The sequence below is a fragment of the uncultured Fenollaria sp. genome (assembly GCF_934202865.1).
Lineage (GTDB): Bacteria > Bacillota > Clostridia > Tissierellales > Peptoniphilaceae > Fenollaria.
In genome coordinates this window covers 22,602-34,948 of record NZ_CAKPYL010000009.1, presented here as the reverse complement: position 1 = coordinate 34,948, position 12,347 = coordinate 22,602, and the positions used below count along the sequence as shown (strand labels likewise).

The 12,347-nt window shown below is 35.4% G+C and carries 10 protein-coding genes; all 10 read left to right on the top strand.

What is annotated here, in order from left to right:
- The coding region (locus tag Q0E71_RS02110) for a stalk domain-containing protein (protein WP_294795531.1) at window positions 1-1,233 on the top strand (1,233 nt) is incomplete at its 5' end.
- A gap of 270 nt (window positions 1,234-1,503) precedes the next feature.
- Window positions 1,504-2,691: a cysteine desulfurase NifS gene (gene nifS, locus Q0E71_RS02105; RefSeq protein WP_294795529.1), complete on the top strand. Its 1,188-nt coding sequence runs from the start codon at window positions 1,504-1,506 to the stop codon at window positions 2,689-2,691.
- Window positions 2,691-3,140, top strand: coding sequence for a Fe-S cluster assembly scaffold protein NifU (gene nifU, locus Q0E71_RS02100; protein ID WP_294795527.1), 450 nt, complete (start codon window positions 2,691-2,693; stop codon window positions 3,138-3,140). Before nifS ends, nifU begins: the two co-directional genes overlap by 1 nt.
- Before the next feature lie 4 nt (window positions 3,141-3,144).
- Entirely contained in the window at window positions 3,145-4,353 is a 1,209-nt protein-coding gene (locus tag Q0E71_RS02095) for an AI-2E family transporter (RefSeq protein ID WP_294795525.1), read from the top strand.
- A 10-nt stretch (window positions 4,354-4,363) separates the two neighbouring features.
- Window positions 4,364-6,997 (top strand): alanine--tRNA ligase, encoded by a 2,634-nt coding sequence (alaS, locus tag Q0E71_RS02090; protein ID WP_294795523.1) that lies wholly within the window; start codon window positions 4,364-4,366, stop codon window positions 6,995-6,997.
- A 94-nt stretch (window positions 6,998-7,091) separates the two neighbouring features.
- Entirely contained in the window at window positions 7,092-7,319 is a 228-nt protein-coding gene (locus Q0E71_RS02085; RefSeq protein ID WP_341348927.1) for an IreB family regulatory phosphoprotein, read from the top strand.
- Window positions 7,320-7,360: 41 nt separating this feature from the next.
- Window positions 7,361-7,789, top strand: a complete 429-nt coding sequence (ruvX, locus tag Q0E71_RS02080; protein ID WP_294795519.1) for a Holliday junction resolvase RuvX — start codon at window positions 7,361-7,363, stop codon at window positions 7,787-7,789.
- Window positions 7,782-8,024 carry a DUF1292 domain-containing protein gene (locus tag Q0E71_RS02075; protein WP_294795517.1) on the top strand — a complete coding sequence of 81 codons (243 nt, stop codon included), beginning with the start codon at window positions 7,782-7,784 and terminating at the stop codon, window positions 8,022-8,024. The genes ruvX and Q0E71_RS02075 overlap by 8 nt, the downstream gene beginning before the upstream one ends.
- Before the next feature lie 12 nt (window positions 8,025-8,036).
- Complete coding sequence (locus Q0E71_RS02070; protein ID WP_294795516.1) at window positions 8,037-9,698, top strand: ribonuclease J; 1,662 nt, start codon at window positions 8,037-8,039, stop codon at window positions 9,696-9,698.
- Window positions 9,699-9,722: 24 nt separating this feature from the next.
- Window positions 9,723-12,347: a valine--tRNA ligase gene (locus Q0E71_RS02065; RefSeq protein WP_294795514.1), complete on the top strand. Its 2,625-nt coding sequence runs from the start codon at window positions 9,723-9,725 to the stop codon at window positions 12,345-12,347.

The window sequence follows — 12,347 nt, the reverse complement described above, 5'->3', positions numbered from 1 at the left end:
GGCGAAGATTTAGACGTAACAAACCTAACAATAGAAGTTACAAAATCAGATGGAAGCAAAGAAACAGTTAACGTAGATAAATCTATGGTAAAAGGCTTCGATTCAAGTGCTGCAAATCCAAGCCAAGAACTAACAATAACATACGAAGGGAAAACAACAACATATACAGTAAAAATTGAAGAAGAAGCTCCACCAGTTACACCAACAGTAACAGGCATAGCAGTAAACAGCACAAACCATAAAACAGAATACAAAGTTGGCGAAGATTTAGACGTAACAAACCTAACAATAGAAGTTACAAAATCAGATGGAAGCAAAGAAACAGTTAACGTAGAAAAAACTATGGTAAAAGGCTTCGATTCAAGTGCTGCAAATCCAAGCCAAGAACTAACAATAACATACGAAGGACAAATTGCAAAATATACAGTAAAAATTGAAGAAGAAGCTCCACCAACACCAACAACATACAACGTAGTCATAAATCCAGTTACTCATGGAAAAGTAAAAGCTGATAAGAATACGGCTAGTAAAGGTGAAGTCATCACTTTAACTATAGTAGCAGATGCAGGCTATGAAGTAGAATCAATTGAAGTTAAGGACGGAAGTGGAAATAAAGTGCCAGTAACAAATAATACATTTGTTATGCCTGAAAGCGATGTAAAAGTTAATGTAAGCTTTAGAGCTATGCCATTGCCGCCTACACCACCAACACCATCAATTCCAGATGACTATGAAAGACCTCATAGACCATATAGACCATACAGACCATATAGACCAAGCTATGAGGATAAAGATGACAAGAGAGAAGAAAAAACTGAAGAAGATAAAAAAGAAATCGAAACAAAAGTCGTTATAACTATAGGATCAAATCAATTAGATAAGGACATTAACGGAATCAACAATATTACAACTATGGATGCAGTTCCATATATCAAGAATGGCAGAACAATGCTTCCAATAAGATATGTTGCTGAAGCTTTAGGTCTTTCAGTTGATTGGATAAAAGAAACAAGAACTGTTATCATTCAAGATATGTTCTTTAGAGTTGAAATACCAGTTGACACTAATTTGATTATAGTTAATGGTGTTAAGTACGAAAGCGATGTAAAACCTGAAATTGTTAATGGCAGAACAATGCTTCCAGTAGCTAACATTGCTAGAGCTTTAGGCTTAAAAGACAATGTAAACATTTTCTGGGACGCAATAAATAGAAAGGTAACTATAATTAAATAATTAATACAAAGCAATATGCATTATGATATATCCGTAGGGTCAGTCCTTACGGATATATTTTTTGCTTAATCAATAAGTTTATAAGATATTTCTGCTTAATCCTTGACAAAGTTGGGAATATATATTATAATCAATGTAGAATTGAATAAATACATATACATATTAGAAGCCAATCATATTACATAGATAATTTTATTATCACAAAGATTATACATATTAGATAAAATAGGGATATTTTATTTTTTTATGATTTTATAAAGGGGGATTATGATGGGCTTTATTTATTTGGATAACGCTGCAACAACAAGAGTTAGAAAAGAAGTTATAGATGCGATGCTACCATATTTTGATGAAAAGTATTTTAACGCATCAAGTCTTTATTCACTAGCAACTGAAGTGAAGAAAGATGTGGTAGAAGCAAGGGAGAAGATAGCATCATACTTTAACTGCAAGGCAGATGAGATATATTTTACAAGCTGTGGCTCAGAGTCTGACAACTGGGCTTTAAAGGGAACTGCATTTAAGTACGAGGACAAGGGTAAACACATAATTACGACTGCGATTGAGCATCCGGCTATACTTAATACATGCAAGTTCTTGGAAAAAGAAGGTTTTGAGGTAACATATTTAAGCGTTGATGAAGAAGGCTTCATTGACCTTAATGAACTTGAAAATGCCATGAGAGACGATACTATCTTAGTTAGTATAATGTTTGCTAATAACGAGATAGGAACTATACAGCCGATCAAAGAAGCAGCTGCTATAGCTCATAAACACAACGCTCTATTCCATACAGACGCTGTTCAAGCAGTTGGTAATGTTAGGATAGACGTAGAAGACCTTGGCATAGACATGATGAGTTTATCAGGCCATAAGCTATACGGACCAAAGGGTATAGGCGCTCTATATATTAGAAAAGGTGTTAATATCGACAACTTAATTCATGGTGGTGGACAAGAAAGAAAGAGGAGAGCAGGAACTGAAAATACTGCTGAAATTATCGGTCTTGCTAAAGCTATAGAATTATTATATGATAATTTTGAAAAGCATAATAATCATTTAAGAGATAAAAGAGATAGATTAGTTAAAGAAATTATGGAAAAAATTCCATATACACTATATAATGGCAGCAAGGATCCAGAAAGAAGACTACCAGGAAATGCTTCATTCTGCTTCAAGTACGTTGAAGGCGAAGCGCTTCTACTAATGCTTGACGCTATGGGCATAGCTGGTTCAACAGGTTCTGCATGTGCATCTGGTTCATTAGATCCATCACATGTATTACTTGCAATAGGCTTACCACACGAAATTGCTCATGGATCTTTAAGATTAACATTCTCAGAAGAAATTACAGATGAAGATGTAGACTACGTTGTAGATAGCCTAGTAAAGATTATTGAAAGATTAAGACAAATGTCACCTCTATATGATGAGGCAATTGCGAAAGGAGAAATATAATGTTATATTCTGAAAAAGTTATGGATCACTTTATGCATCCAAGAAATGTTGGGGAGATGGAAAACCCAAGCGGTGTTGGCGAAGTTGGTAACGCAAAATGCGGCGACATCATGAGGATGTACCTAAAGATAGATGAAAACGATATAATTACAGATGTTAAGTTCAAGACTTACGGCTGTGGTACTGCGATCGCGTCATCATCTATGGCTACAGAACTTATCAAGGGTAAGTCCATAAACGAAGCTATAAACCTATCAAACAAAGAAGTAGCTGAAAACTTAGATGGACTTCCACCAATTAAAATGCACTGCTCAGTACTTGCTGAAGAAGCTATCAAGGCAGCACTTTATGACTATCAAGAAAAAACTGGTCATAAGGTAAAAGGTCTTGAAAATTACGAACCACCAAAAGATGATTTACATGATCACGATCATGTAGAACTAGACTAAGAAGATGGGTTTTTTAGCAAATACTATTAACGAGAACATAATTAATTTGATAAATCAAGGAGGAGCCTTAAATGGTATCCTCCTTGGTTTGCAGATAATTATATTAGCTTTAGGCATATATTATCTCGTTAATATCGGTAATAAACACCTCGATGAGGGGGAGAGACTTATATTCTCTAAGACTGTAATAATTAAGTTTATAATAACAGTTTTAGCGGTATTATTCTTCATATACATATACAAAAACTTTCTTATGGTAAGGACAATCACGCTATCTATACTAGTCGCGGCAATGCTTGCGTACTTTTTAAATCCTATGGTTAAAAGTGTGCGTAAGAGACTTAAGATATCGGATAATCTTGCGATTTTGACTGTTTTTTTAATAGTTATTCTTATATTTTTAATTTTAGGCTTTACTGTCTTTCCTAAGACTATTTCTGATATTAAAAATCTTATAATTAAATTCCCAGAATATTACAAGCAAACGCTTGAATCAATTAACGATTTCTTTAATCAATATGAGCTTTTTAAAGGTATAAATCTTGATAACGAACTTATAGTTGATAATATATCGAAGATATACAAAAAACAAACAGCTAATGCGGGAAATTTACTTGTTAATTCTGCGAAGAATGTTATGAGCTTTGTATTTTCACTTGTCTTGACACCAATATTTGCCTTTTACTTTTTAAAAGATAAGGACAAAATTAAGGAAAAGTTCAAAGCCATGATACCAGAAGCGAGAAAAGAAAGGTTAATAAGGTTATTCTCAAATATTCATAATGATATGACTAAATATATCATAGGCAAGATTAAGATGGCTATATTTGTTGGTTTTGCAACATTTATTATGCTTCTAGCCTTGGGAGTAGAATTCTCCTTTGTTATAGGTATAATCACATGCGTTGCTGATATAGTGCCGTATGTTGGACCACTTATGGGCCTTATTCCAGCCTTTGTCTTTGCTTTTATAGATAGTCCAATCAAAGCGCTTTGGATCTTTGTTCTATATATATTAATTCAATGGGTAGAAAATAATATAGTGGGACCGAAGATATTATCAAAGGAAACGGGCTTCCATCCAATAGTAGTTTTATTCCTACTTATACTAGGAGCGGCGCTATTCGGATTTTTAGGTATGATACTGTCGGTACCTATTGCACTTGTCATCAAAACAGTGTATAATGAATATGTTGTAAATAAAAATAATTAGAGGTGTATACATGAAACATTTATCTTTGGACGAAATAAGAGATGAATATTTAAATTTCTTTAAAAATCACGGTCACTTAGCTGAAAAAAGTTTTTCGCTAATACCAAAGGATGATAAATCATTATTATTAATAGGTGCGGGCATGGCACCACTTAAGAAGTTTTTTACAGGCGAGTTAAGTGCTCCATCTAAGAGGATGACTACTTGCCAAAAGTGTATCAGAACAGGCGATATAGACAACGTTGGTAAAACTGATAGACACGGAACTTTCTTTGAAATGCTTGGAAACTTCTCTTTTGGAGATTACTTTAAAAAAGAAGCAATTCATTGGGCGTGGACTTTACTTACAGAAGTTTTTGAAATAGAGCCTGAAAAGCTATGGATCACAGTATTCAAGGATGACGACGAAGCTTTTGACCTATGGGTTAAGGAAGGTCAAGATCCAAAGAGATTAGTAAGACTTGGCAAAGAAGATAACTTCTGGGAGCTTGAAACTGGTCCATCGGGTCCATGTACTGAGATTTTCTACGATAGAGGGGAAAGCTACGGTACTTTAAAGGACTTTAATGACGGCGTAGATAATGAAAGACTAATCGAAGTTTGGAACCTTGTATTTACTCAATTTGATAGAAAATCAAAGGATGAGTACGAGCCACTAAGTCATCCAAACATAGATACTGGTATGGGTCTTGAAAGAATGGCGTGCGTTATGCAAGGCGTTCACTCAATCTTCGATATAAAAGAAATCAGAAGCATTATTGAAGAGGTAGAAAGATTATCGAATAAAAAGTATAAAATAAATGAAAAAGATGACATATCTATAAGAATAATCGCTGACCACGTAAGAAGCATGACTTTCATGGTTTCAGACGGCATCATACCATCAAACGAGTCAAGAGGCTATGTACTTAGAAAGATAATTAGACGTGCGATTAGACACGGTAAGCTACTTGGCATAGACAGACCATTCTTAGCTGATCTTGTAGAAAAAGTTATTGATGGCTGGTCATATCACTATACAGAACTTGCTCAAAATAGAGAGACTATAATCAAGATTATAAGCGCTGAAGAAGCTAAGTTTGAAGAAACTATCAATCAAGGTATGAACATCTTAAACTCATACATTGATGAAATTAAAAAAGAAGGCAAAACTAGCCTATCTGGAGAAAAAGCTTTCATTTTGTATGATACTTACGGCTTCCCATTCGATATAACTAAGGAAATTCTTGAAGAGAATGGAATTTCTGTAGATGAAGAAGAATTTAATAAGAACATGCAAGAACAAAAGCTTAGAGCAAAGGAAAATGCTCACATCGAAGACTCTGGCTGGAACAGTGACTTAAATCTAGATATTTATGAAAATTACAAGAATGAATTTATTGGCTACGAACACGATGTGAATGAAGACGCCAAAGTAAATGCCATAGTTGTGGATAAAAACTTAGTAGATTCAATCAAGGAAGGCGAGAAGGCCATAGTTATACTTGACAAGACACCATTCTACGGTCAATCAGGTGGACAAGTTGGCGACGTCGGCACACTTAAAAATGATAAGGCTATCTTAAAGGTAATTGATACAAAGAAGACTAAGACAGGTCTTGTGCTTCATGAAGTTGAAGTTGAGTCTGGAGAATTAAAAACAGGCGACAAGCTAGATGCTGAGATCGATTACAAGCTTAGACAAGATACACGCAAGAACCACACAGCAACTCACTTACTTCACAAGGCACTAAAGATGGTTCTAGGCACTCACGTTAATCAAGCAGGTTCCTTAGTTAGTCCAACTAGACTTAGATTTGACTTCACTCACTTCCAAGCAATGACAGCTGATGAGATTAAACAAGTTGAAAATATTGTTAATGAAAGCATTTTTGATGCTATAGACGTAAATACATCTGTAGTTAGCTTAGAAGAGTCTAAGAAGATGGGTGCAACAGGTCTATTCGAAGATAAATACGGCGATTTTGTTAGAGTAGTTAAAGTTGGCGACTTCTCAATGGAACTATGCGGCGGTACTCACGTTAAAAATACATCTGAAGTAGGCTTATTCAAGATAGTTCAAGAAACTGGTATAGCTGCAGGCGTTAGAAGAATTGAAGCTCTAACAGGCAGAAACACTTATAAATACTTAAACGATAATGAAGCTGAATTAGATAAACTTAGCGAAACATTCAAAACTAATAAAGAAGACCTTATCAATAAGGCTGAGCAAACAATTAGCGACTTAAAAGATAGAGAAAAAGAAATAAAAGACTTAAAGAACAAAATACAAAATGCCGAGCTTAAAAATCTTGACAGCGAAGTTAAAAATATTAATGGCGTTAACTATATCATCAGCGTGATTGAAGCTGACAATATGAACGAATTAAGACAAGCAGGCGATAAGCTTAAGGACAAAGTCAAATCAGGTATAGTCATGGTAGCTGCTGACATCGGCGGAAAGACTTCGTTCATTATAACACTTACAAAAGACATTGTAAGCAAGGTAGTTACAGCAAATATCTTGATGAAGAACATTGCGCCACTACTAGATGCTAAGGGCGGCGGAAGAGATGACATGGCTCAAGCAGGCGGAGGTAACTCAGATAAGCTTAAAGATTTTGAAATAAGAGCAGAAGAAAAACTTAAAGAGATTTTAAGCTAATTATAATAAGAAATAAATTATTATTGAAGACATAAGTTTTTTATGATATACTATATTTAGAGGTGATAGCATGGATAAGAAATTTGATGAGACAATGAAATTTAATATTCAAAAGGAAACAGTTCAATCACCAAAAGAAATATTAAATAAGGTTTGTGAGGCTCTAGAAGCTAAGGGATACAACCCCATCAACCAAATCATAGGTTACATTTTATCAGGCGATCCAACATATATAACAAGCTACAATGATGCTAGATCGATGATTATACAAATGGAAAGAGATGAGCTTTTGGAGGCAATACTCGTTGATTATTTGAAATGATTAATAGGGGCTTATAACCCCTATTATTTTTAGGTGAAATTATGGAAAGAATTTTAGCTTTAGACGTTGGCGATAAAACGGTAGGACTTGCAATTTCAGATGAATTGCAAATTATAGTCACAACGCTAAACACTATATTTAGAACTTCAAAATTAGAAGATAGAGACAAGTTAAAAGAAATTATTGATCAGTACGGCGTAAAGACTTTGGTTGTTGGCCTTCCTAAGAATATGGATGGAAGCCTTGGACCACAAGCAAAAAAAGTAAAGAAGTACATGGATTTTATGAAGAAAAATCTTGATGACATAGAAGTTGTCTATGTTGATGAGAGACTGACAACAGTAAGTGCGACAAGAGTTTTAATTGATACGAATGTGCGTAGAGAAAACAGAAAAAAGTATGTTGACTCAATCGCGGCAAATTATATTTTAAGAACATATTTAGATATGCAAAGGGGAAAAAATGGATAATAAAATACTGCTTCATGACGATGATGGTAATGAGATAGAACTTATCGTCGAAGCTACATTTGAGATTGATACTGACAAGTATGTAGTAATGTATGAAAGCGAAGAAGACGAAGATTACTATATAATGAAGTATAGTGAGGATAATGAAGGGAATTTAGTATTCACAGGCTTAGACGACGAGGAGCTAAGAGAAGCTCAAGAAGCCTTTGAAGAATTAGATAAAACAAATAAATAAAAGGAGGAGACGATGTTAAAGAGTAACAAACTAAGGATCATCCCGCTGGGTGGTCTGAATGAGATCGGAAAGAATATTACTCTTATTGAATGTGATAACGATATAGTTATATGCGATTGCGGTATGACATTTCCAGAGGACGAGATGCTGGGCGTGGATATCGTAATTCCAGATATCACATATTTAGAAAAAAATAAGGAGAGAATTAAAGGTATAGTCCTAACGCATGGTCACGAGGACCACATAGGAGCAATACCATACGTCTTAAAGAAGATACATGTACCTATTTACGGTACTAGACTAACTTTAGGACTCTTAGAAAATAAGTTAAAGGAACACAACTTAAAACCTAAAATGCATGTGGTAAACTTTAACGATAAGGTTAGATTAGGGAAAATTGTTGTCGAATTCATTAGACAATGCCATAGTATTCCTGACTCAGCAGCACTAGCATTTCACACACCTGCAGGCGTTATAGTTCACACAGGTGACTTTAAAATTGACTTTACGCCAATTATGGGTGGAGTGAACGATTTAAATAGGTTCGCTGAGCTAGGAGATAAAGGTGTGCTTTGCCTATTGGCAGAAAGTACAAACGTTGAAAGAAAGGGCTACACTCTAAGTGAAAGAGTAGTCGGAGAGACATTTAGAACTATTTTCCACGAATATACTGAGAATAGAATCATAGTTGCGACATTTGCATCAAATATGCAAAGGATTCAGCAAATTATAGAAGCGGCTGAAAAACACGGCAGAAAAATAGTTTTATCAGGCAGGTCCATGATAAATAACGTTAAAGTTGCTAAGGATTTAGGCTACTTAAGAGTTAAAGACTCAAGTATAATTGATATAAATAAGATGAATAAGTATGATGACAGCGAGATTTGTATCATAACAACTGGTTCACAAGGCGAGCCAATGAGTGCTCTTACAAGGATTGCCTACAATGAGCACAGAAAAATTCAGCTTACACCAAATGATTTAATTATACTTTCAGCTCATCCGATACCAGGCAATGAAAATGCTGTATCAAAGGTAATTAACAAGCTTATAGAGCTTGATGCAAAAGTTATTTATGAATCACTTGGTGAAATACACGTTTCAGGGCACGCTTGTCAAGAAGAGCTTAAGCTAATACATTCACTACTTAAGCCAAGATATTTCATACCAGTTCATGGCGAACAAAGACATCTTAAGTTACATGCGCAACTCGCTGAGAGCATGGGCATGAATCCTAAGAACATCTTCATCATGAATAACGGTGAAGTGCTTGAACTTGATAAGAGAAAGGCTGAAATTGTTGATGAGGTTACTTCAGGCAATGTCTTGGTCGATGGTCTTGGTGTCGGCGATGTTGGTAATATCGTTTTAAGAGATAGAAAGCACTTATCTGAAGACGGTTTGATCATAGTCGTATTGACATTAAGTAAAGAAGACGGCTCAACTATAGCTGGTCCAGACATTATATCCAGAGGCTTTGTCTATGTCAGAGAAGCTGATGATCTTATGGAAGAAGCAAAGAAAAAAGTTGTTTTAGCCATAGAAGATTGCCAAAGAAGAAACATTAAAGACTGGTCAAGCATTAAAAATGCTATCAGAGACAGTTTGAAGAAGTATATATATCAAACTATGAAGAGAAATCCTATGATACTTCCAGTAATCATGGAGGTATAATATAAACTTTACTCAGGAGGAATTATGAAAAATTTAGAGAAATCATATAATCCAGCAGAATTTGAAGATAATATTTATAAATTTTGGATGGACAATGAGTATTTTAAGCCAAGTACTGACGATAGTAAAGAATCATTTACCATCATCATGCCGCCACCAAATGTAACAGGTAACCTTCACCTTGGTCACGCGCTTAATGGCACTATACAAGATTTTGTTATCAGATACAAGAGAATGCAAGGCTACAACGCACTTTGGCTACCTGGAACTGACCACGCGTCCATTTCAACAGAAGCAAAAGTTGTTGAAAAGCTTAGAGAAGAAGGCGTTAAGAAGAGCGACTTAACAAGGGAAGAGTTCCTAGAAGAAGCTTGGGACTGGACTCACAAGTACGGCGGCAACATCAAAGAGCAGCTAAAGAAGCTTGGTTCATCTTGTGATTGGTCACGCGATAGCTTTACGCTTGATGAGCACTTAACAAAGGCCGTTTACGAAGTATTTGAAAGATTATACAAAAAAGATTATATTTATAGAGGAATGAGGATAGTTAACTGGTGCCCACACTGTCACACAGCTATATCCGATACAGAAGTTATTCATGAGCCACAAGAGGGAAAGATGTGGTACATAAAGTACCCATACTCAGACAAGACTGGCTTTGTAACTATTGCAACAACTAGACCTGAAACACTTTTAGGGGACTTAGCAGTAGCTGTTAATCCAGACGATGAAAGATATACTGACTTAGTTGGCAAAACACTTGACTTGCCTCTAACAGATAGACAAATACCAGTTATCGCCGATGAATACGTTGATTCATCCTTCGGTACTGGCTGCGTTAAGATTACGCCATCACATGACCCTAACGACTTCGAAGTAGGTGCTAGACACGATCTTGGTCAACTTATAGTCATAGACGAAGATGCTAAGATGAATGAAAATGCTTACGCTTATAAGGGTCTTGACAGATATGAAGCTAGAGAGAGAATCATTAAGGATCTTGATGAACAAGGTCTATTGGTAAAGGTAGAGAAACACGAAAACTCTGTTGGTCATTGCGAAAGATGCAATACCATCATCGAGCCGCTAGCTTCACTTCAATGGTTCGTTAAGATGGAAGATATGGCTAAAAAAGCCCTTGAAGCATATAGAGAAAATAAAGTAAACATTATCCCTGAAAGGTTCGGCAAGATATATGAAAATTGGCTTGAAAACATCAGAGACTGGTGCATTTCTCGTCAACTATGGTGGGGACACAGAATTCCTGTTTATTACTGTGAAGACTGTGGCGAGTACATCGTTAGCAAGGAAAAACCAGAAAAGTGTGATAAGTGTGGATCTACTCATCTAAAACAAGATGAAGACACACTTGATACATGGTTCTCATCAGCTCTTTGGCCGTTCTCAACACTTGGCTGGCCAGACACAGACTCAGATGATTACAAGAGATTCTTCCCGACAGACTTACTAGTAACAGGCTATGACATAATTTTCTTCTGGGTAAGTAGAATGATATTCTCATCCCTTGAACAAACAGGCGAAGTACCATTCAAAGACGTTTTATTAACAGGTCTTATCAGAGACGTACAAGGCAGAAAGATGAGTAAATCACTAGGTAACGGCATAGACCCACTACAAGTAATTAGTGAATATGGCGCCGATGCACTAAGATACTCATTAATCACAAATAACGCTCCTGGTAATGACATTAAATATAGCGTTAAAAAAGTAGAGCCACAAAGAAATTTTGCTAATAAATTGTGGAACGCATCAAGATTTGTTCTTATGAACCTTGATGATAGAGATGACTATAGCCTTGACTACGACAAATTAGAAAGAGAAGATAAGTGGATCATCTCAAGACTAAAAACTGTTGTAGACGAAATCAACAACAATCTTGATAAATACGAGATAGGTATAGCAGCTGCTAAAGTACAAGACTTCATTTGGGAAGACTTCTGCGACTGGTATATAGAACTAGTTAAGACAAGATTATACGATAGGGACAATATTAACGCGCAAAACGTTATTTTATATATCTTAGAAAATATATTAAAGATACTTCATCCATTTATGCCATTTATCACTGAAGAGATCTGGAGCTACCTACCAAATAGGAAGACTCCACTAATCATCAGTGATTGGCCAAAGGATATAAAGTACTATGAAGAAGAGCTTAATGATTTAGAATTAATTAAGAGTGCTATCAAGGCTATAAGAAAGATGAAGACAGACATGAACATTGAGCCATCAAAGCACTTCTCAATGCTAGTTTATCCAAACGACGAAGCAGCAGGTAAGCTTTATATTGACAGCGCTAACTATTTCAAAGACCTTGAGCATATAGACAAGATCACTATACTTGACAATAAAGACGCCATCAATAAAGATTTTACATCGATAATGATGACAAATGCAGAACTATTCTTCCCATTAAATGAGTTAATAGATTTCGAAAAAGAAAAACAAAGACTTATGGAAGAAAAAGAAAAGCTAGATTTTGAAGTTGAAAGACTTGAAAAGAAGCTTTCAAATGAAAAATTTGTAAGCAAGGCACCAAAGGATGTTGTTGACAAAGAAAGAGAAAAGCTAGATAATTATAAGGAGCTATTAGATAAGACATTAACAAGATTAGAAGAATTAAAGTAG